This window comes from Cuniculiplasma thermophilum, from assembly GCF_052315355.1.
Classification (GTDB): domain Archaea; phylum Thermoplasmatota; class Thermoplasmata; order Thermoplasmatales; family Thermoplasmataceae; genus Cuniculiplasma.
Map to the genome: position 1 here is coordinate 21,130 of NZ_JBLSDF010000009.1, position 26,770 is coordinate 47,899.

Annotated in this window: 23 protein-coding genes; 15 read left to right on the top strand and 8 right to left on the bottom strand. The window is 39.6% G+C overall.

Annotation, left to right across the window (positions count from 1 at the left end; all coding sequences use genetic code 11):
• Positions 1-2: 2 nt before the first annotated feature.
• From ACNF42_RS02510 to dph2, 4 genes are read left to right on the top strand one after another with little or no spacing between them, the layout of a single operon-like run.
• On the top strand, positions 3-866 hold the full coding sequence (locus ACNF42_RS02510) for an NAD(P)-dependent oxidoreductase (protein ID WP_443338597.1): 864 nt from the start codon (positions 3-5) through the stop codon (positions 864-866).
• Entirely contained in the window at positions 859-1,554 is a 696-nt protein-coding gene (locus ACNF42_RS02515; protein WP_443338600.1) for a hypothetical protein, read from the top strand. Before ACNF42_RS02510 ends, ACNF42_RS02515 begins: the two co-directional genes overlap by 8 nt.
• Positions 1,551-2,795, top strand: coding sequence for an imidazolonepropionase (hutI, locus tag ACNF42_RS02520; protein ID WP_443338602.1), 1,245 nt, complete (start codon positions 1,551-1,553; stop codon positions 2,793-2,795). Before ACNF42_RS02515 ends, hutI begins: the two co-directional genes overlap by 4 nt.
• Before the next feature lie 2 nt (positions 2,796-2,797).
• Complete coding sequence (dph2, locus tag ACNF42_RS02525; protein ID WP_443338605.1) at positions 2,798-3,814, top strand: diphthamide biosynthesis enzyme Dph2; 1,017 nt, start codon at positions 2,798-2,800, stop codon at positions 3,812-3,814.
• On the opposite strand, the gene ACNF42_RS02530 is transcribed toward dph2, so the two are convergent.
• Together ACNF42_RS02530 and ACNF42_RS02535 are read right to left on the bottom strand one after the other, a co-directional pair.
• Positions 3,804-5,018, bottom strand: a complete 1,215-nt coding sequence (locus ACNF42_RS02530) for a tRNA (N(6)-L-threonylcarbamoyladenosine(37)-C(2))-methylthiotransferase (RefSeq protein ID WP_443338608.1) — start codon at positions 5,016-5,018, stop codon at positions 3,804-3,806. The genes dph2 and ACNF42_RS02530 overlap by 11 nt on opposite strands.
• 95 nt (positions 5,019-5,113) lie before the next feature.
• Positions 5,114-6,244 (bottom strand): amidohydrolase, encoded by a 1,131-nt coding sequence (locus tag ACNF42_RS02535; RefSeq protein ID WP_443338611.1) that lies wholly within the window; start codon positions 6,242-6,244, stop codon positions 5,114-5,116.
• A 169-nt stretch (positions 6,245-6,413) separates the two neighbouring features.
• On the opposite strand from ACNF42_RS02535, the gene xerA reads away from it, so the two are divergent.
• Entirely contained in the window at positions 6,414-7,301 is an 888-nt protein-coding gene (gene xerA, locus ACNF42_RS02540; RefSeq protein WP_443338614.1) for a site-specific tyrosine recombinase/integron integrase, read from the top strand.
• Here the strand turns inward: xerA and ACNF42_RS02545 are convergent.
• Positions 7,287-8,354, bottom strand: a complete 1,068-nt coding sequence (locus tag ACNF42_RS02545) for a polyprenyl synthetase family protein (RefSeq protein WP_443338617.1) — start codon at positions 8,352-8,354, stop codon at positions 7,287-7,289. The two genes, xerA and ACNF42_RS02545, sit on opposite strands and share 15 nt — an antisense overlap.
• Positions 8,355-8,473: 119 nt before the next feature.
• On the opposite strand from ACNF42_RS02545, the gene rnhB reads away from it, so the two are divergent.
• From rnhB to rimI, 5 genes are all read left to right on the top strand, one after another.
• The gene (gene rnhB, locus ACNF42_RS02550) at positions 8,474-9,169 is read left to right on the top strand and encodes a ribonuclease HII (protein ID WP_443338620.1); all 696 of its coding nucleotides are present in this window, start codon (positions 8,474-8,476) and stop codon (positions 9,167-9,169) included.
• 120 nt (positions 9,170-9,289) lie between these two features.
• Positions 9,290-9,997: a tetratricopeptide repeat protein gene (locus tag ACNF42_RS02555; protein ID WP_443338623.1), complete on the top strand. Its 708-nt coding sequence runs from the start codon at positions 9,290-9,292 to the stop codon at positions 9,995-9,997.
• Positions 9,997-11,895, top strand: a complete 1,899-nt coding sequence (locus ACNF42_RS02560) for an ATP-dependent DNA helicase (protein ID WP_443338626.1) — start codon at positions 9,997-9,999, stop codon at positions 11,893-11,895. The genes ACNF42_RS02555 and ACNF42_RS02560 overlap by 1 nt, the downstream gene beginning before the upstream one ends.
• 116 nt (positions 11,896-12,011) lie before the next feature.
• Positions 12,012-12,620: an MBL fold metallo-hydrolase gene (locus tag ACNF42_RS02565; protein WP_443338629.1), complete on the top strand. Its 609-nt coding sequence runs from the start codon at positions 12,012-12,014 to the stop codon at positions 12,618-12,620.
• Positions 12,621-12,643: 23 nt separating this feature from the next.
• Positions 12,644-13,165: a ribosomal protein S18-alanine N-acetyltransferase gene (gene rimI / locus ACNF42_RS02570; RefSeq protein ID WP_443338632.1), complete on the top strand. Its 522-nt coding sequence runs from the start codon at positions 12,644-12,646 to the stop codon at positions 13,163-13,165.
• Here rimI and ACNF42_RS02575 read toward each other — a convergent pair.
• Positions 13,157-14,089: a nucleotidyltransferase family protein gene (locus ACNF42_RS02575; protein ID WP_443338635.1), complete on the bottom strand. Its 933-nt coding sequence runs from the start codon at positions 14,087-14,089 to the stop codon at positions 13,157-13,159. The two genes, rimI and ACNF42_RS02575, sit on opposite strands and share 9 nt — an antisense overlap.
• Positions 14,090-14,358: 269 nt before the next feature.
• On the opposite strand from ACNF42_RS02575, the gene ACNF42_RS02580 reads away from it, so the two are divergent.
• Positions 14,359-14,883 (top strand): hypothetical protein, encoded by a 525-nt coding sequence (locus ACNF42_RS02580; protein WP_443338638.1) that lies wholly within the window; start codon positions 14,359-14,361, stop codon positions 14,881-14,883.
• Between the two features lie 148 nt (positions 14,884-15,031).
• Here the strand turns inward: ACNF42_RS02580 and ACNF42_RS02585 are convergent, their stop codons facing one another.
• Together ACNF42_RS02585 and ACNF42_RS02590 are read right to left on the bottom strand one after the other, a co-directional pair.
• On the bottom strand, positions 15,032-16,210 hold the full coding sequence (locus ACNF42_RS02585) for a glycine C-acetyltransferase (RefSeq protein WP_443338641.1): 1,179 nt from the start codon (positions 16,208-16,210) through the stop codon (positions 15,032-15,034).
• Positions 16,211-16,262: 52 nt separating this feature from the next.
• Entirely contained in the window at positions 16,263-16,982 is a 720-nt protein-coding gene (locus tag ACNF42_RS02590) for an alanyl-tRNA editing protein (protein ID WP_443338644.1), read from the bottom strand.
• 353 nt (positions 16,983-17,335) lie between these two features.
• Here ACNF42_RS02590 and ACNF42_RS02595 point away from each other — a divergent pair, with 353 nt between their 5' ends.
• The gene (locus ACNF42_RS02595) at positions 17,336-17,788 is read left to right on the top strand and encodes a hypothetical protein (RefSeq protein ID WP_443338646.1); all 453 of its coding nucleotides are present in this window, start codon (positions 17,336-17,338) and stop codon (positions 17,786-17,788) included.
• A 9-nt stretch (positions 17,789-17,797) separates the two neighbouring features.
• Here the strand turns inward: ACNF42_RS02595 and ACNF42_RS02600 are convergent, their stop codons facing one another.
• Positions 17,798-18,721 carry an acetamidase/formamidase family protein gene (locus ACNF42_RS02600; protein ID WP_443338649.1) on the bottom strand — a complete coding sequence of 308 codons (924 nt, stop codon included), beginning with the start codon at positions 18,719-18,721 and terminating at the stop codon, positions 17,798-17,800.
• Between the two features lie 122 nt (positions 18,722-18,843).
• Between ACNF42_RS02600 and htpX the strand changes: the two genes are divergently transcribed.
• Positions 18,844-19,818, top strand: coding sequence for a zinc metalloprotease HtpX (gene htpX, locus ACNF42_RS02605; protein ID WP_443338651.1), 975 nt, complete (start codon positions 18,844-18,846; stop codon positions 19,816-19,818).
• Positions 19,819-20,119: 301 nt separating this feature from the next.
• Here htpX and ACNF42_RS02610 read toward each other — a convergent pair whose 3' ends face one another.
• Positions 20,120-21,661, bottom strand: coding sequence for an HsdM family class I SAM-dependent methyltransferase (locus tag ACNF42_RS02610; RefSeq protein ID WP_443338654.1), 1,542 nt, complete (start codon positions 21,659-21,661; stop codon positions 20,120-20,122).
• Between the two features lie 371 nt (positions 21,662-22,032).
• On the opposite strand from ACNF42_RS02610, the gene carA reads away from it, so the two are divergent.
• Both carA and carB read left to right on the top strand, forming a co-directional pair.
• Entirely contained in the window at positions 22,033-23,079 is a 1,047-nt protein-coding gene (gene carA / locus ACNF42_RS02615; protein ID WP_443338656.1) for a glutamine-hydrolyzing carbamoyl-phosphate synthase small subunit, read from the top strand.
• Complete coding sequence (gene carB / locus ACNF42_RS02620) at positions 23,063-26,068, top strand: carbamoyl-phosphate synthase (glutamine-hydrolyzing) large subunit (protein WP_443338658.1); 3,006 nt, start codon at positions 23,063-23,065, stop codon at positions 26,066-26,068. Before carA ends, carB begins: the two co-directional genes overlap by 17 nt.
• Positions 26,069-26,770: the final 702 nt, after the last annotated feature.

Sequence of the window (26,770 nt, forward strand, 5' to 3'; positions counted from 1 at the left end):
AAATGAATGAGATTGGGTTTGTGGGATTGGGAAGGATGGGTCAGCCAATTGTGGATCATCTAAGGGAAAATTTCAGGGTATCTGCTGTATATAACCGTACAGCAGAGAAAATTCCACCGGACTTAAAGAATGTAGCCAAATCATCTCCACTGGAAGTCGCTGAAAATTCAGACATAATTTTCCTTATAGTTACAGATTCGGCGGCATCATGGGATGTTGTAAGCAACATCATAGAAGGATCGGTGAAAGGAAAACTAATTGTGGATATGTCAACAATTTCATTTCGACAGAGTTTGAAAAATCACGATGCAGTTTTAAAGTCCGGAAACAATTACATGGACTGTCCTGTTATCGGGAGTGTTCCTGCTGCAGTCTCTGGTAAACTCACTTCAGTTGCCGGTGGAAGGATGGAAGATTTTTCGAGAGTCAGAGAAATGCTGAAAACATTTACGGGAAAGCAGATTTACGCCGGAAAGGCTGGTTCGGGAATAGCCTTAAAACTTTCAAATAACCATGTCATGGGTTCAGCCATGGCATCTCTTGCAGAGGCCATTGCAATGTCAAGGAGTAAGGGAATTTCACTTGAAACAATAATCGAGGCTTTCCAGTCCGGTGGAGCAATGACAAGAATACTTGATCTTAAAAGGGATAAAATATCCCGTGAAGATTTTTCACCAGAATTCTCTCTCAGGCATCAGCTAAAGGATCTTAGATATGCAATGGAACTGGCAGAGGAGATGGGGGTAGTACATTCAGTCCTTTCATCAGTGGAGGCTGAATATTCAATTTCCATGAGCAAAGATCAGGATCCTGATATGTCCTATATTGTTCATTTTGTTAAAAAATTGGGTTTGGCTGATGAATAATTATGCTCTTTTAATTCTTGCAGCTTCTGGAATAGTAACATTCATATTTGCATCCTTTCAGGATCACAGAAAGAGGCGTGTCAACTTCCTCACATTCCTGCCCTTAATGATTGTAATAAACGTGATATATATCGCTCTCTCGCTTAACACTGAAATGCTTGTTCTGGGAGATATACTCTGGGGGATTATGTTTCTCGACCCGGAGAAATGGATATTTCCACTTCCCGTGGCACTTGTGTTCGGTGTTGGCACTGTTCTTTTCCTTCATTCCACAGAGAACTTAATCAACTGGATGATAATTGGACTATTTGCATTTCTAGGTATAAGGGAGAAACTATTTGGAATTGGGGATATTAAGGGAATGATTGCCCTTTCACTCTCCCTTTCATCCCTTTACATCAGTTATGGTACATACTACATAATAGACATACCTGAAAATATACTCTTTGTGATCAATCTTGGGATCACATCTTCCTTTGCCCTTGTATGGGCAATGATTTACACAAGAAAAATAACTGGTAAAATGGGATACTTTGTGAAATATCAGGGTAATGTGGATCAGATAAAATTCAGGGAAGTTGAAAGGAATGGATCCAGATTGGTGTCCTATCGTGTCCCCTTTATGGAGTTCATACTTGCAGCTTATATAATAACACTAATATCCCTTATGGTAGGTTTTCCCCTATGAATGAAAGCAGAGGATTGAAACTTCAGAACATTAAAAAGGTATATACGCCCTCCGGCGAAGGATATCTGATGGGTGAAAATCAGGGAAACATCCAGATACTTGATTCACAGGATATCCATATTGTTGACGGTAGATTTCATAATGAGGGAAATACAGAGGAAGTCATAGACTGCTCCGATCTTATTGCAATTCCAGGTTTTGTGGATTCACACACCCATATGGTCTATGCAGGAGGAAGAGAGGAAGAATTTATAATGAGGGCAAGAGGTGTTTCCTATCTTGAACTTCTGGAGAGCGGAAATGGCATAATGAGGACAGTTAGAACTACTGTAAATTCCAGTGAGGAAAGAATCCTTCAGGAGACACTGGAAAGGCTAATGATACACATTATGCACGGAGTTACCACAGTGGAAATGAAGACGGGATACGGAATGAACCTTGAAAATGAAGAAAAAATGCTTAGGGTTATGCATTCACTTGAAAAAAGTAGCGGTGTAAGAATCGTGAAGACTCTCTTGCCAATGCACGCAAGGCCACCGGAAAATTACGCAGGAGACTATGTTTCGGAATCTATAAGGATAATGAAAAAACTAAGGCCAATGGCAGATTTTACCGATGTTTTCTGCGACAGGGGGGCATTCTCATTGGAGGAGACAGAGAGATACCTTGAAGCATGCAGTCAGGAGAAAATTCCCATAAGAATCCACGCAGATGAACTTGATAACATTGGAGCAACCTCACTTGCGGAAAAATTCAGGATATATTCAATGGATCATCTGCTTAAGACTGGAAAGGATGATCTGAAGCACTTTAGGAAGGGTGGCAGTGCTGCCACAATCCTTCCAATAACCGCCTTTTCCCTGGGGGAAAAATATCCTGATGCCAGAGAATTTATAGATAACGGAATACCCCTGTGCGTTGCCTCTGACGTATCGCCACTCTCTCCAGTTCCAAATATGCAGTTTGCAGGAAACCTTGCAATCAGAATGGCAGGAATGACACCAGAAGAGGTATTAAATGCAATGACAATCAATCCCGCAATATCCCTGAATATTGGAAAGGAGACAGGGAGAATAGGAGAAGGGAAATGGGCAGATATGGTTCTATTCAGAGCCACATCCTTAGAAGACATATTCTATCGCTGGGATTCACTTCTGCCTGAAATGGTAATAAGCAGGGGAAGAATAAGGAATGTAAAAGAATCTTTTAGAAGTATGTATATGAATGGATGTGATGATTAAACATGACAAATTATATGGATCCCCAGAGGGTCATTTCAAAACTTAAGGAAATGGGGGCAAAGAAAATTCTCCTTCAGCTGCCAGATGGCCTGAAGCCCCATGTTTTCGATTATTTTAATGAGTTATCAAAAAATTTCCAGGTTATAGTCAGTTCAGAGGGTTTCTTTGGTGCCTGCGACACAGGTACAATGGATGAATATAAATCAGTGGATGCGGTTGTACAGATGGGTCATACAGAGATTCCAAATGTGGATTACGGCATTCCGGTCATATTTGAGGAGTACATACATCCACCAAGAGACGATTTTCAGAATCTTGATCTATCCCCACTTGAGAAAGCATCGTACAAAAAAATCGGAATACTATATTCAATACAGTACAGGGAGAGTGCAATTGCATTCTCAGAATTCCTGAGGAAGAAAGGTTATGATACATCCATGGGTGAAAATGATGGAAGACTCAAGTATCCTGGTCAGGTACTTGGATGCAATTACAGCCCGGTACATGACAATGACAGATGGGCAGACTGCCATATTATTCTGTCCACAGGCACATTTCACTCCATGGGGGCGCAGCTCGTCACGGACAAGGAGGTATTTCTCCTTGACATGAGTGAGCCCTTTTCACTTCATTCCATGAAACCGGAGGCCGAGAAGAGAATAAGGCTGAGATATGCAAATATGGCAAGGGCCCTCGATGCGAAGAAATTTGTCATAGTGGTCGACACAAAGGTCGGGCAGTTTAGACTCAAGCTCGCTGAAATGATCAAAAAGCACGTGGATGAGATGGGGAGATCGGGAATAATAGCATATGCAAACGAATCCAATCCTGTTGATTTTCAGAACATGATGGCAGATTGCATAATATTCACAGGATGCCCAAGGGTTGCAACCGATGACTTTATGAGATATGAGACACCAATACTAACTGCACAGGAATTTTTGATGATATTCAAAGGAAAGGGGAACGGGAAGTATATATTTGACGAAATAGTCAACGTTGACAGGATCAGCCTGTGATTTTCCCAATCAGATATGTTGGTCCCGTTTCAACAATTTCTGCCCTTACCCATGAATATTTTTCATGAATGCCTGGAATAACAACCGGCCTGTATGACCTGTCTCTCCCAACGCTTGTGTTGTTTTTACCCATTTCTGTTATAATGATATCTCTCTCCTTCCCTATGAGGCTGGAATAGGATTCCTCAATGATTCTGTGATGAATCTGGGTGAATTCCTGGGACCATCTCTTTATGAGATTTGAAGGAGGTGTCTTCTTTCCAAAATCCTTTGTGTACTGCCTGGGGCTGAAACGGGTTATATTCACTATTTCCGGCCTTGATACTTCCAGAAGTCTGCAGGTTCTCTCGAAGGATTCTTCATCATCCCCTGGATAACCTGCTATTATGTCTGTGGATATGAGTGCATCATGGAACTCTTCCCTGAACCTCCGGACTATTTTGAAATAGGTCTCTGCATTATATTCCCTGTTCATGAGTTCCAGTATTCTGTCGTCTCCGCTTTGCACTGGTATGTGCAGAAACTTGAAGACCTTTTCACTCCTGTAAGATTCAATAAGATTCTCCAGAATCTCTTCCGTGTTTTTTGGTTCCATCATTCCCACACGTAGCATGAATTTCTCATCTATGGATGTAAGGGCCCTGATAAGGTCAGGCAGCCTCCTGCCTGTATCCTTTCCGTAAGCCGCAGTATCCAGGGAAGATATTCTTATCTCCCTTATACCTCTGGATATCTGCATCTCTGCCTGTCCAACTATCTTTTCAACAGGCCTCGATAGCAATTTTCCCCTTGCAACTCTTGAGATGCAGTAGTTGCAGCTTCCTGTACACCCCTGATTTATTGGTATTCCATCGAGAATGGATGTTTCCCTTATCTCTATATTGTCAAGTCTTCCCCTGTAAAGATCCCTGAAGTCCCCACTGCTTATGACATCCACATTCTTCTCCTTCAGAGATCCCATGGTTACAGGAGGGAGGCATCCTATGACCATTGTCTTTCCAGAGTCAGAAAGTTCCCCTATCCTTCTGATCATGTGATCCTCTGTCTTCTTGATAACTGCGCACGTCCCTATAATCCTCAGATCTGCATCTTCAGGATTTTTAACTATGACGTCTCCTTCTTCCATTATACTGTTTGTATAGAGTCCTGTCTCCGATTTCTGCAGTGTGCATCCATAGGATTCAACGTAAATTTTTCTTGACATTTTTAAGTTCCATATGTAAACTGGTTTTAAAACCTTTGAGCGATTCTAAAAAAGTTGAGGAGAAAATTGAAAATCAATTTAAGGTGATGTAAGGGTCACTCAGAATAGAGCGTCTTCCCCTCCCATATCACAAGCTTTGGGTGTCCCTGGAAGCTGAATGGGTCCCCTTCCCACACAGAGAATGATGCAAGTTTTCCATTCTCTATAGTTCCAAGATCTGTGAGGCCAAGAATCTCAGCGGATCTTGATGTTATGTATGAGATGCACTCCTCCCTGGAGGCACCAAAACGCATGAAATGTCTTGTTGTCAGGAAGAGATTCCTCTGGAGTATCACAGGATGATCACTTATGAGTGCGAATTTCACCCCGGAATCCCTTATCATCTTAACATTCCTCCATGATTCGTGCTTCAGTTCAACCTTATATGGCAGTGAATCCATTGGACCATATACCAGTGGTATGTTTCTCTCCTTAAGATCCATGAGTATCTCCGGGCTGTAAAAATCCATGCCATGGTTCACAATGGGTTTTATGTTGAATTCATCCACCAGGCTCATGAGAAAGAATGCATCATCCTGTTTATGGACATGGCACATAATCCTCTTCTCCCCCTTGAGGAGACTTATGAGGAATTCCATATCTGGATCTATCTCGTCAATCGTCTTCTTTCCACTTTCAATTAGTTTCATTGTTTTTCTGGCCTTTGTGAATCTGTCCCTGATTATGGCAGATACGCCCATCCTTGTACTTGGCCTTCCACCCTTCCATTCCACAGTACTTCTTGGATTGTATCCCAGTGCCATCTTCACACCAATATCCCTGACATATGCCTCCTTGATGTTCTTTCCAAAATTTCTCAGAAGCGCTCCCATACCGCCCATTATGTTTCCGCTTCCCGGAAGCACAACACTATAAAGCACATTGTTTTCCACAGATTCCGTGAAGGCCATATCATCCATGTATACTCCGTCGATGGCTCTTCCAAGGGGAAGCATGGGATCCATCTGTTCGTTTGCCTCACTCTCCCTGGATGGCTCCCCATATCTGTCCATTCCAATGTGGCTGTGTGGATCTATGAATGCAGGAGTCACAACACCCTCGGCAATTATATCTCCATCAGGCTTTGCATTACTCACATAGGAGATTCTGTCACCTTCAAAGCCAACATACACATTGTTTTTACTCCCTATCCCGTCATAGAGCGTTGTCGCCTTTACAAATTTCATAGATCATAAGAAGAATTCTAAAATATGACATTTCCGCAGAATACACCTTTGCTTTTCATATTCTCTCTGATCCGTATATAAATGCAGAATTGTAAAATAACTGTCACAGATCATTTTCACAATATCATGGATAGATATATTTTTAAAGGAAAAATCGAATTGCTATCATATGGAAAATGATGACATTGAAAGCGATCTTACTCTTTTCAGAAATCGCATGATTGCGGAAAGAAGAAGTCCATATACAGTTAAACAGTATTCATTTTTTGCAAAAATGTTTCTCGATTTTTCGTCAAAGAGGCTCAGGGAGTGTACCCAGAAGGATATCGAATCCTTCAAACTATTTCTTGCCACTCAGAAGAGATATTCAAAAAACAGTCAATATCTTGCCATAAAGGCAATAAAACACATGTATATTGAGATGGGTCTGAACGTTCCAAAAAATCTCGAAGCACCAAAGAGATCTAAGAAGGTGCCAGTTTATCTCAGCAAGGGAGAGGTTGAAAGCATATTGAGAATGAGCAGAAATGATATAATCATTTACACGATCATAAATACATTCCTCTACTCAGGAATGAGGGTCAGTGAACTCTGTTCACTGAGGAATGAGGATATTGACTTTGAGAGCGGATCCATAAGAATCACCAGCGGAAAGGGCGACAAGGAGCGAATAGTTCTTGTTCCAGAAGAGGTGTTAACCATTCTGAAGGAATATGCAAAATGGAAGATATCAGAAAACAGGATATCTGAATATTTCTTTGTGAGCGGAAAGATGGGAAAATATCATCCATCGACCGTGGAGAAGATGATAAGGGAAATAGCAAAATCAAGCGGGATAGGCAAAAGGGTAACACCCCATACCCTCAGGCACACATTCGCAACATCCATATTGAAAAATGGTGGTGATATAAGATTTATACAGAGAATGCTGGGGCATTCAAGTATCGGCACAACTGAAATCTACACTCACATAGACGATGAAACCATGAGGGAGATGTACTCAAGGTACAGGCCAAGGTATGGGGAAGAGGAAGAGAGAAAGTCAGTTCTTCCTTGACACAAGATAGTCCGCAAACCACATAAGGAAGTCCTTCACTTCCTGATCTCCATTTACCCTTGAAAGTTTTTCCTTCCCCTTTTCTATGAATCTGTTTATGAGCCACCTTGTATAGTCCAGTGAGCCCGTATCCTCAACTATTCTCTTTAGTTTCTCAAAATCATGATCCGAGACGTTTCCTGATGTAAGGGTATCCCATATGAATTTCCTGTCTGCATCGCCTGATCGTTTCATTGCCTCAATCATAAGAAGGGTCTGTTTCCCCTCATTAACATCGCTCTTTGGAGGTTTTCCGATCTCCTTCTCTGTTCCAAACAATCCTATAACATCGTCATGGAGCTGGAAGGCGATACCAACAAGAGAGCCGTAAACCCTCAAATCCCAGAGAGGATCATCCTCTCCTGCAATCCTTGCACCCATAAGGAGTGGCCCTTCTATTGTATATTTCGCAGTTTTTCTGAGATGAAGCCTTATAAGGTCCGATGTGGTCAGTCTGTATCCTGTGCCCGAATAGACATCAAGGCCTTCACCATATCCGGTTATTTTTATTATTTCTATAAGTTCCCTTATGGCCTTGATCTTCCTCTGGTCATCTATTCCAGATCTCATTATTGCATCGAAGGAGTAATCCACAGCAAGATCTCCACCAACTATGGCAAGGCTCTCTGCAATGTGTTCTTTATCCCTCACATTGCCAATAATATCCTCAACCTCCCTGTGGAAACTTTTGAAACCCCTTCTGAGGTCGCTTCGATCCATTATGTCATCGTGAATAAGAAAAAAGGACTGTGATATCTCAATACTTATGGCTACGCCATATATGTCTTCCGATTTTCCACCAAACAGCTGGTATCCCGCGGCAACAAGTATTGGCCTCACTCTCTTTCCGCCCCTGACCGTGTATGTTCTTATGAGGTCTACTATCTTCTCCATCTCTCTGTCCTTAACCTCTCCATAAATCTGGTCAAAATACTCCCTGAGGTGTCTGTTGATCTTCTCTCTGTGTGCTTCCATAAATTTTACAGGGTCAAGATTACCGCTGTCTGAACTCATGGATTGATATATTCTCCTATCATAAAAAAATTGTTTATGCATATGAACATCAGGCAATGCACACTGGGATCATATTGTCTTTTTCACTAAATCCAGAAATTGCCTTAAGTTATTAGGTAATGTGGAATCAGGAGTCAGTGAAAGATTTCGCTCAGAATTCTGATGTTCAGAAAAATGAAATATTCAAGGTTTACGGAGGTATTGATGAGGCAGGGAAGGGTCCAGTGATAGGGCCAATGGCAATAGGCATAGTTGTGGCAGATGAAGATATCATGAAAAGCATAGGTGCAAAGGATTCAAAAAAGCTGAGTCAGGCCTCCAGAATCAGAATAGGGGAAATTATCAGAAGAGAGGCAGAATACTGGGATGTAAATCTGATCGATTCTTCCTATATTAATGAAAGAATGAACGAGATGACAATAAACAGGATGGAGGAGATCGAGGTTTCCAGAATTATTGAAAAATCAGGATACAGTCATTTTATTGTTGACTCATTTGATGTAAATGAAAAGAGGCTCTCATCAGTTCTCTCAACCATGACAGGCAGGAGTGTTGTTTGCAGGCATAAGGCTGACCAGCTCTATGCAAATGTATCTGCTGCTTCCATACTTGCAAAACTTTCAAGAGAAGAGGCAATGGATAGGATCAGAAAAGATTACGGTGATACAGGTTCAGGGTATCCATCAGATCCCAGGACAATAGATTTCCTGAAAAGATCCATTATGGAAGGTGTTGATATATCCGGGATAGTAAGAACCCACTGGAAAACCTATACTTCCCTGTTGAACGAGATAAATCAGAAGAGAATCTTTTAAAACAGAATAATACAATTTCATCAGTAAGCACATGGAGCACTTAAAAAAATGGGACTTATGAAACTCCTTGTGAGAAAGATTAAACATTAAGTTAAAGTATTAACAAAAACTTAATGAATTGTGTCAGAAGAACAGATCAAAGACTCAGATATACCGAGAGATAGAGATGAAATAGCGGATGATTACAACGAGAGGGGCATATCCTTTTTCAACCTTAAAAAATATCCTGAAGCCATAAAGGAGTTTACAAAGGCCATAAAGGTGTTGCAGAACGATCCAGATTATTATTTCAACAGGGGCCTGTCCTATTACTCCATGAGAATGTACGATTCTGCAATAAAGGATTATGAAAAGGCCATTGAGTTGATCCCAGGAAACGCCGATTATCACAATGCCCTTGGGGCAGCCCTTGAGGATATGGGTAAAATAAAGGATGCCGAGAAGGAGTTTACAAAGGCCATAGAAATTGAATCTGATATTCCGGACTTCTACTATAACAGGGGAAACGCCAGATACAGGTTGGGAATGAAGGAAGAGGCACTGAAGGATTATTCAGAGGCAGTGAGACTGAACTCCATGGATCAGATTTTCGTATACAAGAGATATGAGACTCTGATGGAGATGGGAAGGTATGAGGAGGCACTCAGGGATATCAATTCAGCAATTGATCTTGTACCTGAAAATGGTGCATACTACATACTCAAGGCAGATACACTGGGAAAGATGGGAAAGATTCAGGATGCACTGAAGACTCTTGATGAAGCCATGAAATTCAGTGTGAATCCTGATGAAGTTCAGGCCAAGAGAAAGGAACTGGAAAGCCTTTAATGGAAACGGTCAGAGAAGATGGGAGATATGGCAGTATTGTTTTACGGCCATATCAGATAAGGGCTGTAAATTTCGCCATAAAGACACTCGGTGAGGGAAAACATGCCATTATTCAGTCTCCAACAGGCTCTGGAAAAACCCTCATATCACTCTTCTCTTCCATACTTTTCGCAAAGCAGTCAGGAAAGAGAATCATATATCTGACAAGAACAAACTCCCAGCAGGCTAATATAATGAAGGAAATGAACCTTATCAGAAAGTCCATAAGGTTCAGGGCCGTGGTCATGCAGGGGAGGATTAATCTTTGCCCACTTTACATGGAAATAGAAAAGGAGAAGGAATTCACTCCTGAATCTCTTTCAAGAATGTGTTCTGCAAGAAAAAAGAGAACCATGGAGAAGAGGGATGGCGGATGCAGATATTACAATGAAAAGATAAGGGATCAGGGCAATATAGATATGATTCTTGACGAAACTCCATCCCCTGAAGATCTTTTCACATCATTGAGTTCCAGAGGAATATGCCCCTACGAGTCAATAAAGTACGCAATGAAGGATGCAGATATTGTGGTGATGCCATATGCATATTTCATAAGCCCAGATATGGCTCTTGGTGTACTTTACAATATGCGCACATCAAGGGAAAATATTGTTGTGGTAATTGATGAGGCTCACAATCTCCCGGAAATGGCAAGGCAGGTCAATTCCTTTGAAATCACATGGAATATGGTAAATCTTTCAGAAAAGGAATCCCAGGATTTTGGTGATCCAGAAATAATGCCAAGGGTCAGGGTTTCCGACTTTATGGAGGCGATTCGGTCAGGTATGATCGATCTATCCAGTGATATGCCCTCAGGGATGGATGAAAAGCGCATTATGTTCAGGGATGTGTATTCCTATATAGCTATGGCAGGAAGATACAATCCGGAGGACGTGGAATACATGGTAGACGCACTGGCAAACTTTGGCGAGGTTGTGGAGAATCAGAAGGAAAAAATTGGCAGGGTTCCAATGTCCCATATTTCATCCCTCGCATCCAAGCTCAAGTTTCTGAACTACGGAGATGATGAAAGGTATGTGTGTATCCTCAGAAAAGGAGAGGAAAGCCAGGATTTATCAGTGGAGGCCTATTGTCTTGATCCGTCCATAATTCTGGAACAGATGAGGCGTTCACTTACCATACAGGTTTCCGCAACCCTTGAACCACTGCATATATATATAAACATGACTGGTTTCACAAATAACAACTTCCTGAATATAGGAAGAATATTTCCCGAGGAAAATCTTCTTTCTCTTTATGACAACAATCTCACAACAAAGTATGAAGCCATGGATGGGAAGATGGAGGTGAAGATTGCCGAAAGAATAGAACAGATTCTGAAAAAAACAGGAAAAAGGTCTCTGGTTCTTTTTCCTTCCTTTAATGTGATGGGTAGAATCCTCAGGCATCTGGATTCATACGATTCCGGATTCGTGGAGAGAAGGGACCTGAGGACTGTGGAATTCAATTCAATGATCAGCAGGTTCAGGGAGGAGGGAGGCACCATTTTTGGTGTTATAGGGGGAAGATTGTCTGAAGGCATAGATCTTCCAGGGAAGCTCCTGGAAGTTCTCGTGATAGTGGGCATTCCATTTCCAAGACCGGATATAAGGCAAAAAATTCTCGCATCCTATTATGAACATGAATTTGGAAACGGCTGGGAGTACGCCTTTATGTTCCCTGCCATAATAAGGCTGAAACAGGCCATGGGAAGGGTCATAAGGAGCGAAAAGGACAGAGGTGTTATAATAATTCTGGACAGCAGGGTTACCATGTTTTCCGAATACATAGATTCAAAACCGGCCTCCGATGATCTGAGGGAAATAGATGATTTTTTCAGCAAATATGGGGATAATTAATCCACCAAAACATGAAATCAAATCCAAAAATCATAATGGATTAAATTTCCCATGGGGTACTTATTTCCCATAATTCCATGAGAAGATATTTAAAATTAGATGCACTGAAAGAGATTATGGAATATGTTGATTCTATAATAGTGATACCTGGAACAATGGCACACTGTTATGACGTCAGCCACGGAGGAAAGAGAATTCTCATAGATGCAGGAACAAAGGGTTCAGGAAAAAAGATTGTCTCCTACTATGAAAAACTTCATTCAAAACCTGATATATTACTTATTACACATTATCATCCGGACCATATTGGGGGAATACCTTATATAAGAGAAGCCTTCAATCCCAGCGTATATGTACCGGAGGGAGAAAAGGATGTCATAGCAGGCAAAAGGAAAATGGTGCCTGCAAATTCATTGATTTCAAAATTCATATCCGGTATGGCAAAAATGAATAAGAACGATGGTCTTCTTCCAATGTCAGAGTTTTCAATGGATGGTGTTAAGGTCATCTCAACTGCCGGTCACACTCCTGATAGCAGATCCTTTGTGTTTGAGAACATGAAGAGCATATTTGTAGGGGATGCCGCCATGAAAAAGAAGGATCAGATTGTGTTCAACAGATCATTTGCGCTCTTTCCGGATAAGGCTGAAAAATCAATAGATCTCATAAAGACTTACAAAGGATACACAGTTTATCCTGGTCATGGAAACGTCTTTAAAATATAGTGTGAGGTGTCATTCTGAAGCTGATGAAAAGGAGATCTTCCAAAAAAGTTATAATAAATGGAAAAACATATTCCAGCGTGAGGATGCCAGAAGATGGTTTTAACCCTCCACTGGTGAGGAGGTTCCAGATAGATGATCTGAACAGGGTCATGCAAATTTCGGCAAAATCACTATCTGAAAAATATTCAGAAGATCTTATGATAGAGATCTTCCAGTCATGGCCAGACGGCTTTCTGGTATCGGAACAGGAGAATCAGATCAATGGATTTCTTGCCGGGCGAAAGATGTCAAGAAGCGAGGCCCGGATTCTGATGCTTGCAGTTGAAGAAAACCTTAGAAATATGGGAATCGGTGGAATGCTTCTGGAAAAATTCATTGATATATCAAGGGTTTATGGGATAATAGTTTTGAGACTTGAAGTAAGAACAGATAATAAAAAAGGTATTGAATTCTATCAGAAACACGGCTTCCTTGTTACCTCCATACTGAGGAATTACTACAGTGATGGTTCTGACGCCTATATAATGTGGCGCCAGTTAATATGAAAGAACTTCCAGTTTTGTTGGCGTAAATGCCTTGAGGTCAACATTGTTTTCAAGATCCATGACCTTGCCTGCGGTGTAGAGTGATCCATTTCCATTTGTTATTATTCCGTCACCATGAATGAATCTGATTATGTTTCCCCTGTTTATGCTTACTGTGGAACCATCCTTCAGGAAGTATTCAACTATGGACATCTTTCCCTTTGAATATATGTTCCTCATATATCCGAAATCCGTATCTTCCCTTCCAAGGTACTCCTTTCTTACAAGTTCCAGCTCCTTCTCACTGTCCACCCCAATCCAGAAAGAATCCTCTCTGTATGCGCCTATTTCCTTCCTTCTTGCGAGTTCAGGATAAACGGTTGTTTCAATATCCTTACCGTTATACTCGTTGAAGAAGAGATCCCTTATTTTGGATTTTATGTAGTACATTCCGGAGTTTATATAATGATCAAGTACCGGTTTTTCCCGGAATGATACTACCTGATCGCCAAGAAGTTCCACTATGCCATATGGGCTCTTCATCTTTGTCACAAGCATTGTCATCCCATACTGGGACTCCTCCCCAAACCTGGCAAATCTTCCATAGTTTATATCAGTGACCACGTCTCCGTTTCTGAGAATTATATCCTCGTCATTTGTATTTTTCAGAAGATTTCTTACAGAGTAGAGAGTTCCCATGGGTTTTTCTTCCCTGAGATAGTGGAATCTCATTCCGTTATGTTCGCTTCCGTATCTCTCTTCTATTTTTTCCCCCAGGTGTCCTGAGAGTATATATACGTCCTTTATCCCAACGCTTTTAAAATCCAGAAGCTGTCTATCCATAATGGTGTAATTTTCTTTTATCTCAACAAGCACTTTCGGTATTTCGTCAGTGATTGGCTTCAGTCTTTTTCCGTATCCACCGGACAATATTGCTCCTATCATTCTCTCACTTTAACTCCATAATTATGAGGTATTATAAACATTCTGAGTGTGTCTTTATTGAAATATATAGTGGGGTGATTCAAGTATCAAATTCATTTTCTTGGGCCCCATTTCTATATACTTCCGAACTTTCGTATTATTTTTTTCTATAACGCAAATTGTTATATGTCAACAGAAAGATTTCACCCATTCATAAATGGTTTAAACTCATGAAACATAATGTTACGTTTCAGGAAAACAACTATATGCATTGATTTTGTTTCATGAATATGGCCGATGAAAATGTACTTAAATCGATGATTGAGAAATCGCGAAAAGTATCGGAAGATAGTAATAATGTGATATATGATCTTACCTCTGGTTTTGATTTTTCGAAACCTAAGGAAATGGCGATGGCAATTGCAGAGGAATTTTTTGAAAAGGATGCACTAAAATGGTTCAAGGTAAACGATGGGAAGCTGGAGTTTGAACCCAGTTACCGGGTGCAGATAGTTTTATCCAAAAGTGATCATAAAAAAATAGAAAATGTTGTCGACGACTTTATGGAAGACCTCAAAAAGAAAAATATTGAAAGAGGTTTTTCAGGCCAAATAAGAAAAGATGCAAGTGATGAAATGAACCTTCAAACAGCCATCACAAATCATGCCTTTCATTCTGTTATATTTCATCATTCCCTTGAAAAGGTCTATAAAGATGAAATATCAGATGATATTTTCACAGATTTGCTGGAGAAACTTGAAATCAAGTCTCTTGATGGAAAAGACCTCATGGACTGGAAGAATCTGCCACTATGAAATTTTTGAATAAAATCCTTTATATTATGTTAAAAAATTATTTTTTTCTTGAAAAATTGACAAGAATGAAAATTTTGACATTTCCCTTAGAAAATAAAATTGGGACGTGATTCAGAAAAAATAATCATTTAAAATTTAATAGGAATCCTTATGCAGAGACCTTTTTCCACACTTTTTTGAATGAATCTATTGTTCTGTCTATATCCTCCTTGGAATGAACAGCAGATGGCATTAGCCTTATTCTTGCCATACCTCTCGCAACTGTTGGGAAGACTATGGGTGAGGCAAATATATTCTCCTCCTCATAGAGAATTTTGCTCATCTGAAGGGCTGTTTTCTCTGATCCTAGAAGAACAGGGGTAATGGGTGTCTTTGTTTCTGTAAGTTTGAATCCTGACTCCTTTAAGCCGTTTTGCAATCTCCTAGCGTTATCCCACAGCTTCTTTATTAAAGTGTCATCCCTCTCCATAATCTCAATGGATTTCATTACAGATGCTGCATCTCCTGGATTGAGGGCACTGCTGAAAAGAAATGGTCTTGCCCTCTGTTTTATCAGGTCAATGAGTTCTTCTGAACCAGCAACAAAGCCTCCCATTGAACCAAGTGCCTTTGAAAATGTACCCATTTCTATCTCAACCTTACCTGCAAGATTGAAGTGATCAACTATACCTCTTCCGTTCTTTCCAAGTACACCCTCTCCATGTGCATCGTCCACATAAAACATTGTATCGTACTGATCCTTGAGTTCTGTAATTTCAGGTACATGTGCAATGTCTCCATCCATGCTGAAAACCCCATCAGTCACGATTATTGATCTCTTTCCCTCCTTTCTGTGTTCCTTGAGGTTTTTTTCTAGGTCTTCATCTGACATATGCTTATAGACATATTTTTTTGCTGAGCTGAGTCTCATACCATCAATGATACTTGCATGATTTAGTTCCTCACTGAAAATCACATCTTCCTTACCTACAAGTACTGGAATTGTTCCAAGATTGGCCAGAAGGCCTCCCTGATAAACCAGGGAAGATTCCATATGTTTAAATTTAGCAACCTTTTCTTCAAGTTTTATATGTATTTCCATTGTCCCTGCAATAGATCTCACTGCACCTGCCCCAACTCCATACTCCTCTATGGCATCAATTGCAGCCTTCTTAACCTCCAGATTGTTTGCAAGTCCCAGATAATTGTTGGAACACATGTTCAATACTGTTTTTCCGCCTATTTTTACATAGGCACCCTGTGAAGTCTCAAGAGTTCTTATGGGGACATATCTCCCCTCACTCTTCAGACTCTCAATCTCATTCCTGACCCAGCTCATATCTGTCATAATATATAGAGAGTAACCTTCTAAAAAAATATTTTCCATATATTAAAGCAATTCAGGAGATTGTAAAATACATCCTTTTGTTTTTCTTTCCCTTGTTCTCAATCTTTTGAAGATTTATTTTTCCTATTTCAGATGTATTCCTGACGTGTGTTCCACCATCTGCCTGCTGATCAACTCCCACGATCTCAATTATTCTTACCGTTTCAAGTTTCTGAATAAGTTGCCTTCCAGGTTCAGTTCTGGCGAGGTTTTTTATCTTTACTGCCTCCTCACCTGGCATGTACTTTACAATAATGTCATGGTTTTCATTAATGACAGAATTAGTTTTTTCAATTAAATTTTGAGCTATTTCCTGAGAAAAATCCTCAATGGAAAAGTCAACCCTGGCTCTGTCATCATATATCTGACTGCCCGTTATTAGTCCTTCATAATCAGGATTCATATTGACAACAGCATCAATCAGATGTATTGCGCCATGGTACTTCATATGGGCATATCTTCTCTCCCAGTCTATCTGGCATCTTACCACACCATCTAATTCCAGAGTCTCAGGATTGTCAATAATATGAAGCACATCATCCCCATCTTTTACTGTATCTTTCACAGTGAACTCTTTCCCGTTGAAGATTATTTTTCCAGAGTCACCGGGCTGGCCTCCTCCGCTTGCATAGAAAACTGTTTTGTCTAGTATTATTCCTCTTTCATTGATTCTAACTATTCTGGAATCGCATTCTTTTAAGTATGAATCATTCAGATAGAGTTTCTCAGTCATAATTTTTGTATGGGTTTATTCTATTTTAGCATTCACAGATTCAAGACCTCTCTTTTGCCATGTATCTTCAAGAGGGCATTATAACGTTCTTCTAAAATATCTGGAGAATTAGGCTTTGATAAAATATCTGATCATCCAGTGATTCCCTTTAAAAATGGTTTCCGTGAAAATAGCAGGTTTTTCATGACTTTATACTTTTTAAATTCTTAAACAAAGGTAATACTTTCCAATAATTATTAAAAACAATAAGTCATTACCTCATTACGAGAAGTTTCATTGATAAATCCTTTGAGTATATAATCGGAATATTTGCCATAATATTTCCGCTCCTTCCCACATATATTATTTCAAGAATGGTTGCGAGAAGCAGATATGCCTATGGAATAGTTCCTGTCAATATTGCAGTTTCCGTTGGAATATTTTATGGAATTGGTTACTTTTACAGGACAACCAGTTTGAGTTTCCTTTACTATGGCGTGATCCCATTTTCATTGATTTTCTTCCCCCTTATGGTTTATGTTATGGTCGCAAGAAGAAGAAAGTATTTTTCTGTGGGAAAATGGTCTGTTTTTCAGGCTATTCAACATCACAGGGCAATATACATCTCTTCCATCATTTTTTATGTATTCTCAATATTCTTCCTTGAATCTTATAGTTTCAATATACCGTCTTCTGTTTCAAACGATATTTTTTACATCTTTACGGGGGCCCTTACAGCTTACTATCTGATTGTGGGCTTTGGAATAGCCGGGGTGGGCGTGGAGATAAAAAAGGCCAGAAAATCCAATGAAGATATGAAAAATTAAAATTGATATCTATTTATCCCTGGAATCAATAATCTTTCTGTCAATACCTATTGTGACGACAAAGTTTGGTTCATCCACTATCTCCCTTATGGCGAGATTTCCTGCAACGCTTAACAGAAAGTATGATTCCTCCTCTGTGAATTCAAAATCTTTCAGATATGATATCATATTTTCAACAGCCTCAATTGAGGCTGTGTAGAGATTTTCGCTGATACCAGATGTAAAGACATAATTTCCCTCTGTTTTCTCTGCTGAAAATATAACTGGTGCTTTTATTCCCTTTTTCAGTATTTTGAGTCTTGCTTCTATCTCTGCACTTGTTTCAATTGCAGTACCGCAAATTTCACCATCTCCCTGATGTCCATGTGGATCTCCAAATGACACCAATGCCCCTTTGACATTTACGGGTAGAATTATTCTACTGCCCTTTCCTATCATTCGGTTATCCATATTTCCGCCAAAATGCTGTGGCGGTATCATTCCGTGCTCTCCGTTCGATGGAGAAGATCCTATAACTCCAAGGAATGGTCTGTCCTCTATTCTAATTCCTCTAAGGAATCCTTCATTGTTGCACTTCCAGTAATTTTCAACCTTACTCCACGTTATAAGTCTCTCTTCGTATCTGTTTTTAAGAAGACCAAAATCCTTAATTATGGCACTCCATCCTTCACTTCCTGATCCTAAGTCAAGAATTTCAATTTCTATTGAATCTCCAGGTTCAGCTCCATCTACATATATAGGTCCAACTGCACCATCGAAAAGTGATGAATCTATACTGCTGAGGTCTGAGGAATTCATATTTTTTTTAATTTGATTTATTGAAGAATCAGGTATTTTTATTTTCAAAATCCCTCCATCTTCTATCCTTGCGATTGGTTTGTTCCCCGGTGACCATTTGAAATGGAGATTTTGTCTAAGGTTTCCATCAATCATATATGTTAAAGGAAAACTTTACTATAATAATTAATCTAATTGTGAATGACTTGTCATCCCTTAAGTTATTAAGGTTCATGACTATTTTATACATTTTATTAACTTTAAAGTAATTTCCCTCTATGAGTTTCACTGCTATAAAATTGAAACTTGCAGCCATATTTGCAGGTATTGCAATTGCATTGTTGGCAGCTCTCATTATTCTTGCCGTTTCCTATTATTTCTTTGGAGTTCTTCCCACATCCGGTTTCTTCATACTTATTATTGGAATGGTCTTTGTCATGGATATAATACAATATGCCATCTCACCATACATAATTTCAGGGATATACCATCTCAAACCGGTCGCAAAGGATGATATGTCCATGGCATGGCTATATGAATCTCTCGAGAAGGTGTGCAGTCTAAACAACCAAAAAGTGCCAATGCTATTTATCGCAGACACAGATATGCCAAATGCATTTGCCTTCGGTTCAATAATATCAGGCAGAAGGATGGCCATAACGAGAGGTCTTCTGAAAATACTTAACAGAGAAGAGATAGAGGCAGTAATGGGCCACGAAATAGGACACTTAAGGCACCACGATGTCACATTGCTTCTTGCCATAGGCCTTATACCAACAATACTTTTCTACTTTGGTTGCACGATGCTTTTTGGTTCAGGTGGAAGAAGAAACGGTGGATCCATTATTCTTGTAGCAATAGCCATGGTTGCAGTGAGTTTCATCTTTAACATCATGATACTTGGCGTAAACAGAATGAGAGAATCCTATGCAGACCTGAACTCGGCATCAACAATTCCGGGAGCCACAGATAACCTGCAGACAGCTCTTGCAAAAATTGTTGCTTACAGTGGAGTTAACCAGAGAGGCCGGGTATTCAGGAGAAAATCAACAACATCATCCCTCTCCAGTATGCTGATGTTTTCCGGAGAAAACGATGTTAAGGCCTTTGACCACATGGCTCTTCTGGAAAGCTGGAAAAGAAAGAAGGTTGGCATAAGGGATAGCATATTCAGTGATCATCCTCATCCCGCCAAAAGGATACAGAACCTGGAAAAGCTGAAGCAGGAAAATCAATCAAAAGGCATGTTATAAACGAATCACTATTTTAAACAATTTTAAAGAGGTTACCTGCCTGAATATTATGGCACTATATGGGCTGGTTCCTTTGGCACTTTTATTGATTATTGGGAGAGTTTTTATGGGTTAATCCTTTTGATCTGTTATCATTGGTTCGAAATGCTTTGGGAAAAATCACTTAAAAATTTTTCAAATTATTGTATTTTAATAAGGATGCGAATTGTACGCAACCTGGATATCTTGTTACAGAAACCATGCGTTTAATGAGAGAAATTTGAAAATTTATCATACAGAAGTTGTTTAATTGTCTGATTTTTTACCTCAACTGTAAGTCTACACCAAAATTTTTTATAAAAGACTTGGAGTAAGACCTGTAACCGCCCCTATATATTCTACTTGAATGTTCAATATAAAATTTCATGTCCTCAGAATTTAATTGTTTAGCTAGACTATTTAAGTTACCATCATATTTTATACAGTAGCCTGCATAGAAGGTGTATTCAGGTTTATCCCACACTATAAACCTTGGATTATTGCTCAATGGTGAAACTAAAATTTTTTTGCCGAAGGATGAATTCAGACCCTGCGTTCTTCCAAAGGCATACCATGGAGTGATAGTTTTCCCCTTATCACGCAATTTAAGCCTCTCCCTGACAGATAAAAAATATTCGTAGGTCAATGGATATCTATCTCTCATCTCTTCTTCACTGATTGGTATGTACTTTTGATCCACTAATTTATATGGAAATATAACAAATCTATTCTGGATTTCGTTCGAAGATTTTAAAATAGAAACTTTCACTATTGGTTTTAGAATCTCCTTTTCAATTGTATATTCTTTGCTTTTGTTCAACCTTACTGTAGCAGTGTTTTCATGGAATAAAACATCCTTAAAAATATAATAGTTATCTGCCAGGGTAGCCAGACCCGCATGAATTTCTGCGATTTCTCCTAATTTTCTGCCCCTATTTTCTAATTCCCTGATCCTATTCAATACATTTACACTGCCCAATACCCACTTATTTTCATTCAATGACGAAAAAGGTATATTGTCTATAAACTTCAACTCCTCTTCAAAGGTGTAGTATTTGAAATAACCGGATTTCCCATTTTTATTTATCACTGTAATAGCGCTATAAGTTGTAATGCCTTCAAAAATTTGCTTCTCATTAAAGTCTATTATCTCTTTTAGATTCTCACTCCTCTTTAGATACTCTCTAAATAATTTAGCTGTATCACTATAAAAATATGTATTAGGGGTTATAAAACCTAAAATCCCACTTTCATTCAATAGTTTTGTACCTAATTGAAAAAAAGCGATGTAAATATCTGTAGAACCGGAAGAACAGAAAGAATAATTTTCTTGAATGTAAGATCTGGTCGTCTTATCTAAATTTTGAATTCTTACATATGGTGGATTGCCTGTTACAAAATCAAATTTGTTAAAGAGATCACTGTTTAAATCTCTGTCCAGGGCATTTCTTTTAAATAAATTAAAATCAACTCTATCAGATATATTATGCTTTAGAAGTACATTGTGAAGATTAAATTTGCATTTTTTCAGCGCATCTTCATCAGTATCAAAGCCATAGATATTTTTCCCTATTATGTTGATCTTGTCTTGATGGGAAAAATCTTTCTCCTCAAGATAATTCAATAGTCTATCCAGCACCAGAGTTAAAAAATTTCCACTGCCACAGGCAGGGTCTATTATGGTTTTTTGCTCTAAACTATCAATGTATCCTATACTATCCAGAATTAAGTTAACTATCCAATCTGGCGTATAAACTATGCCATAGGATTTTTCCTTTGTAACATTCAGATACTTTGGCCCATACTTCATTTCTCTATTTTGCATTAACGATACACCTTCCCTGAAAATGGCTCATAACGCTCCGAATGTTCCATAATCGTGAGGTATACCTCTCCCGGAACATTTACTTAATCCCGTCAATGCATTTATAATATCCCTCAGTGGTCAGGTAAATCATTTATCAATTTTGCTGTGAGACAAATGCTATTCTTTCCTCCAATCCATTGATAATTGTAATTCTCGCCTTAAAGTATCCGAATTTGATTCGCACACGAAAGCTCAATCCACTTTAGAAATTATTTTATATGAAAATACAATCCATCTTTTTAGAGCTAAATGAATATCACAAAGGTTAAGATTTTAAGATTTTTCTTTGTGGTAGATTCTCTCAGAATTAAATCAGGAGGGTGCCTGAATTGAGGAGATACCTTCTCCTCGAGGATGGTGATTCCTTTGAGGGGAAGGCGTTCGGTGCGTCTGTTGAAAAACATGGAGAACTTATTTTTACAACATCTGCAACAGGATATTATGAAGCAATGACAGATCCTTCATATGCAGGGCAGTTAATGGTCTTTTCATTCCCCTCAATGTTTTATTACGAATTCTGGAAGGATATACCACAAAGCGATGGAATAAAGGCTGAAGGAATAATTGTCAGAGACACAATGTCCCCTGAGGGAAGAGGTTTTACTTCCATAGACGGCCTGATGAGGCACCAGGGAGTACCGGGAATTTACGGAATCGATACAAGGAGGCTGGTCAAGAAGATCCGTGATTCAGGAAATCTAAAGGGTGTCATCACAGATGATCCTAAGAGTGACAATGATTTCAAAGATCATTCCACGGGCGATCTCATAAAAAAGGTCACAGGCAGATCTGAGACAATCATAAACATGGGAATGGAACGAAAAATACTCTTTGTGGACCTTGGTTCCAAGAAGGGCCTCCTTGATAGGATATCTTCAATGGGTGAAACTCATGTTATAAATCTGGATTCCAGGATCAAATCAATTTCAGACTATGATCTGATTTTCATATCCAATGGGCCAGGAGACCCCTCGGATCGAGCCCTTTCAGAAATTTACAATCTCATTAAAAAGGCTGAAGGAAACATACCGGTGGCAGGAGTTTGTATGGGGAATCAGGTAATTGCGGGTGCTCTTGGGGGAAGTATTGAAAGAATGAACTTTGGTCATCATGGGATTAATCATGCGGTATCTGACAGGAAAAATATCTACATCACATCTCATAACCATAATTTCAGGGTTTCAGAAGAAAGTTTAAGGGATGCAGGGTTGAAACCGGTTCAGTGGGATCTCAATGACGGGACCGTGGAAATGATTGAGAATATGGAAAAATCCATAATGTCCGTTCAGTACCATCCTGAGGGATCACCAGGACCTGTAGATCCTTCAGGGTTTTTCAGTAAGGTAGAGGAGATGTTCAATGCAATCAGGAATTGAAAAAAGGGTTCTTGTAATAGGATCAGGGCCTGTTGTCATAGGCCAGGCTGCTGAATTTGATTATGCAGGTTCACAGGCATGCAGAATACTGAAGGAACTTGGCTACTACACTGTTCTTTTAAATTCCAATCCGGCCACAATTCAGACAGACTGGGAAACTGCTGATAAGGTCTATATAAAGACTATAAACGTGAAAAATGCCGCTGAAATAATCAGGCAGGAGAGAATCAATGGAATAGTACCGGGAATGGCGGGTCAAACCGGTCTTAACATACTCCTTGAGCTTAAGGATGCTGGTATTCTTGACAGATACAACGTGGAAATATTGGGAACGCCGCCTGAGGGAATCAGAATGGCAGAGGACAGGACGAGGTTCCACGAAGCCATGGTGAGAAACGGCATAAAAGTCCCGGAGTCAAAAATTGTTCACAGGGAGAAATGGAAGGAAGAGCTTGAAGAAGTGGATTTTTATCCATTTATTGCAAGAACATCATTTACACTGGGCGGAAAATCTGGAAAAATTCTGGAGAGCAGGGATGAGGCAAAGGTATTCTTTGAAGGGCTCTTCAGCATAGGTTCAGTTGATCAGGTAGAGATAGAGAGGTCCCTGAAAGGGATGATAGAGATGGAATATGAGGTTATGAGGGATCTTCAGGGAAACTCCATAATGATATGCAACATGGAGAATCTTGATCCCATGGGAATTCATACGGGAGAGAGCGTGGTAGTGACTCCTTCCCTTACAATACCTGACAGACTTCACCAGGAGATGCGAAGGGAGGCATTGAAGATAGCTGAAATACTCATGATCAGGGGTGCCTGCAACGTTCAATTTGCGGTTGATCTGGATCACAATGAGATATACGCCATTGAGGCAAATCCAAGAACATCACGATCATCAGCTCTGGCATCAAAGGCCACCGGTTATCCCATTGCAAAGATCGCCACATATATTGTCTGTGGCCATCCTCTAACAGAAATAAGAAATCCCATTACTGGCAACACATCAGCAGCCTTTGAGCCGTCTCAGGATTATGTAACAGTAAAGATACCCCTGTGGCCTGACACCAAATTTACTGAGGATATGGATATTGGTGTATCAATGAAATCAGTGGGAGAGACCATGGGGATAGGGAGAAATTTTGAGGAGGCGTTTTTCAAAGCCCTGGTATCCCTTGAGATTGATCTTTCTGCCTATTTCAAAAAAACTCTCAGCAAGGAGGAGATTATTGGAAATCTTTCCAAGCCAAGCAGCAGGAGATTTGCACATATCATTTCAGCGCTTATCAATGGCATTGATATAAGGGAGATAAGTAATCGCACAGGCTGGTCTTCAGAAATACTGGTGAAGTTACAGGCTGTCCTGAATCGTGTTAAGGTCAAAGGAGAGGAAGACCTATGGAAAGAACTTGCAGAACTGAAAAAAATAGGCTTACCTGACAGAGTCATATACTGGATTACAGGAATTGAGGAAAGGGATATACTTCAATACAGAATCAAAAAGGGAATTTTGCCTGCAGTAAGAATGATAGATTCATCATCTGGCGAATACAGATCAGATACAAGGTATGCCTATTCCACATATGGGGAGAGGGATGATATAGAGATATCATCAAGGGAATCGGTTCTCATAATGGGTTCAGGTCCAAACAGAATTGCCCAGGGACTTGAGTTTGACTATAGTTCAGTAAAGGCCGTGAGGGAAATAAGAAGAATGGGGCTGGGCGCAATCATGATAAACTCAAACCCAGAAACAGTCTCCACAGACTTTGACACTTCAGACGAACTCTATTTTGATCCCCTGGTGCCTGAATATGTATGTGGAATAATCATGAAGAGAAAGGTAAAAGGGATCATTATACAGTTCGCAGGTCAGACGGGACAGAACATGGCCTCCATAATAAGTGAGGTTTTGGGAAAAGACATAATTCTTGGTACATCCTCAGAATCAATAGAGAAAATTGAAAACAGGGAACTCTTTTCAGCATTTCTAAAAGAGAAATCAATTATACAGCCAGAATGGGTTCCAGCACACAATGGCAAGGAGATAGAGAAGTCAGCAGATTTAATCGGTCTGCCCATTATAGTGAGATCAAGTTTTATAATCGGTGGATCACTTTTTAAAATAATCAGGAACAGGGAGGAACTATTAAATTATGTAAATATGGCTTCCAGTGGAAGTTATCATGTTTCAAGATACATTGAAAATGCAAGGGAATATGACCTTGATTTCATCAGCAACGGAAAGGAGATTCAGGTATGCGGAATAATGGAACACTTGGAGGAGGCAGGCGTTCACTCTGGTGATGCCATATCCATAATGGGAAGAGGAATTCCGGAGGATTGGATAGCTGAAAAAGCCACAGAAATAGCCAGAACCATAGGAATTCATTTCGGAATATCCGGTTTTGGAAATCTACAGTTTATGGAAAAGGGTGGAGAGATTTACATAATTGAGATGAACGCCAGAGCTAGCAGAACAATACCAGTAATAAGTAAGTTTACAGGAATTAACTGGGTAGGTCTTGGAATAAGTGCCATACTTACGGGAAAGATGAAGATTGAGAAACCTGAATACAGTGGGTTCTGTGCAAAAATACCTGTATTCCCATTTGACAGATTTGAGAATTTTTCCATGAGTCTTGGACCTGAAATGAGGTCAACAGGAGAGGCCATGGTATTCGGTTCAACCATCGGGGAATTGAGGGAGAAAATAAAGGAAGAGATTGGATACGGAGGTAGCTTCATTCTGTATTCAGATGGGAAATTCCAGTTCCATGATGGGATAAATACAAGAGAAATTAATCGGGAACAGGCCTCTACTATCATAAAAGATCAGGGCCGAAACATTACCTACTTCGAAACAGCTCCGGCGGATGAAGAAATCAGGAGGATGTGCTATCAAAGAAAAATTCCTGTAATCCAGGGAAAACGTGCATTTGATTTCATAAATGGCCAATCCATATTCATCAGTAACAGGACCTATTAAATTCTCGGATTACCATTTACGATTCACTTCATAAGAGGTCTCAAGGTAAATCAACGTTCTTTCAGAAATGGAGATCATTAAATGAATTAGAATGCTGCCATATCCTCCAAATGAATATCCGATTAATTATGGGATCGATAAGCAATCTTTTTCTCATTATTAAAGGAGTGAAAAATTCACAGATCGCCAAACCCTGGCAAATCCTCCTATGTAATATAAGGCAATACACAGGAATCCACAGGCTCCCAGGACTTCATTGTTTCGGTCATTAATTATTCACATGGGATTTCGAATAACCGCTCGAATTCTGCTATCTTTGTTCTGTAGTTCGTGATTTTCATTGCAATATGAACAATAACAGCATTTTCAAGTTCTATTTCTAAAGATTTCCCTTATATTTCATGTAAATCTTCATAGCTACCCCTATCCCATCATGATCTTCAATGCATGTACATTGTAAGCAAAACATGCAAACATGAACTTCACCCTCACTCTTCTCAATGTTGTAACCATGACATGTGAAAAATGAAACATTCTTTTCATGATTGCATATGGATATTTCACAAGTGATCTTGTATATTATTTTTAACCAGACATGAGATCATGTTTGGCCAGGGATACGCGTTATCGATCTTGAGGATAACTCCTCGTGAAAGAGCATGCGTCTCCCTTCTTTCATTCTTTACCCGTATGGGATGTTGC

What these genes read in the sequence shown, in the direction of transcription:
- ACNF42_RS02510 (WP_443338597.1), top strand. Translation starts at nt 3, where the DNA reads ATGAATGAGATTGGGTTTGTGGGATTGGGAAGGATGGGTCAGCCAATT.
- ACNF42_RS02515 (WP_443338600.1), top strand. Translation starts at nt 859, where the DNA reads ATGAATAATTATGCTCTTTTAATTCTTGCAGCTTCTGGAATAGTAACA.
- hutI (WP_443338602.1), top strand. Translation starts at nt 1,551, where the DNA reads ATGAATGAAAGCAGAGGATTGAAACTTCAGAACATTAAAAAGGTATAT.
- dph2 (WP_443338605.1), top strand. Translation starts at nt 2,798, where the DNA reads ATGACAAATTATATGGATCCCCAGAGGGTCATTTCAAAACTTAAGGAA.
- ACNF42_RS02530 (WP_443338608.1), bottom strand. Translation starts at nt 5,018, where the DNA reads ATGTCAAGAAAAATTTACGTTGAATCCTATGGATGCACACTGCAGAAA.
- ACNF42_RS02535 (WP_443338611.1), bottom strand. Translation starts at nt 6,244, where the DNA reads ATGAAATTTGTAAAGGCGACAACGCTCTATGACGGGATAGGGAGTAAA.
- xerA (WP_443338614.1), top strand. Translation starts at nt 6,414, where the DNA reads ATGGAAAATGATGACATTGAAAGCGATCTTACTCTTTTCAGAAATCGC.
- ACNF42_RS02545 (WP_443338617.1), bottom strand. Translation starts at nt 8,354, where the DNA reads ATGAGTTCAGACAGCGGTAATCTTGACCCTGTAAAATTTATGGAAGCA.
- rnhB (WP_443338620.1), top strand. Translation starts at nt 8,474, where the DNA reads ATGTGGAATCAGGAGTCAGTGAAAGATTTCGCTCAGAATTCTGATGTT.
- ACNF42_RS02560 (WP_443338626.1), top strand. Translation starts at nt 9,997, where the DNA reads ATGGAAACGGTCAGAGAAGATGGGAGATATGGCAGTATTGTTTTACGG.
- ACNF42_RS02565 (WP_443338629.1), top strand. Translation starts at nt 12,012, where the DNA reads ATGGAATATGTTGATTCTATAATAGTGATACCTGGAACAATGGCACAC.
- rimI (WP_443338632.1), top strand. Translation starts at nt 12,644, where the DNA reads ATGAAAAGGAGATCTTCCAAAAAAGTTATAATAAATGGAAAAACATAT.
- ACNF42_RS02575 (WP_443338635.1), bottom strand. Translation starts at nt 14,089, where the DNA reads ATGATAGGAGCAATATTGTCCGGTGGATACGGAAAAAGACTGAAGCCA.
- ACNF42_RS02580 (WP_443338638.1), top strand. Translation starts at nt 14,359, where the DNA reads ATGGCCGATGAAAATGTACTTAAATCGATGATTGAGAAATCGCGAAAA.
- ACNF42_RS02585 (WP_443338641.1), bottom strand. Translation starts at nt 16,210, where the DNA reads ATGACAGATATGAGCTGGGTCAGGAATGAGATTGAGAGTCTGAAGAGT.
- ACNF42_RS02590 (WP_443338644.1), bottom strand. Translation starts at nt 16,982, where the DNA reads ATGACTGAGAAACTCTATCTGAATGATTCATACTTAAAAGAATGCGAT.
- ACNF42_RS02595 (WP_443338646.1), top strand. Translation starts at nt 17,336, where the DNA reads ATGGTTGCGAGAAGCAGATATGCCTATGGAATAGTTCCTGTCAATATT.
- ACNF42_RS02600 (WP_443338649.1), bottom strand. Translation starts at nt 18,721, where the DNA reads ATGATTGATGGAAACCTTAGACAAAATCTCCATTTCAAATGGTCACCG.
- htpX (WP_443338651.1), top strand. Translation starts at nt 18,844, where the DNA reads ATGAGTTTCACTGCTATAAAATTGAAACTTGCAGCCATATTTGCAGGT.
- ACNF42_RS02610 (WP_443338654.1), bottom strand. Translation starts at nt 21,661, where the DNA reads ATGCAAAATAGAGAAATGAAGTATGGGCCAAAGTATCTGAATGTTACA.
- carB (WP_443338658.1), top strand. Translation starts at nt 23,063, where the DNA reads ATGCAATCAGGAATTGAAAAAAGGGTTCTTGTAATAGGATCAGGGCCT.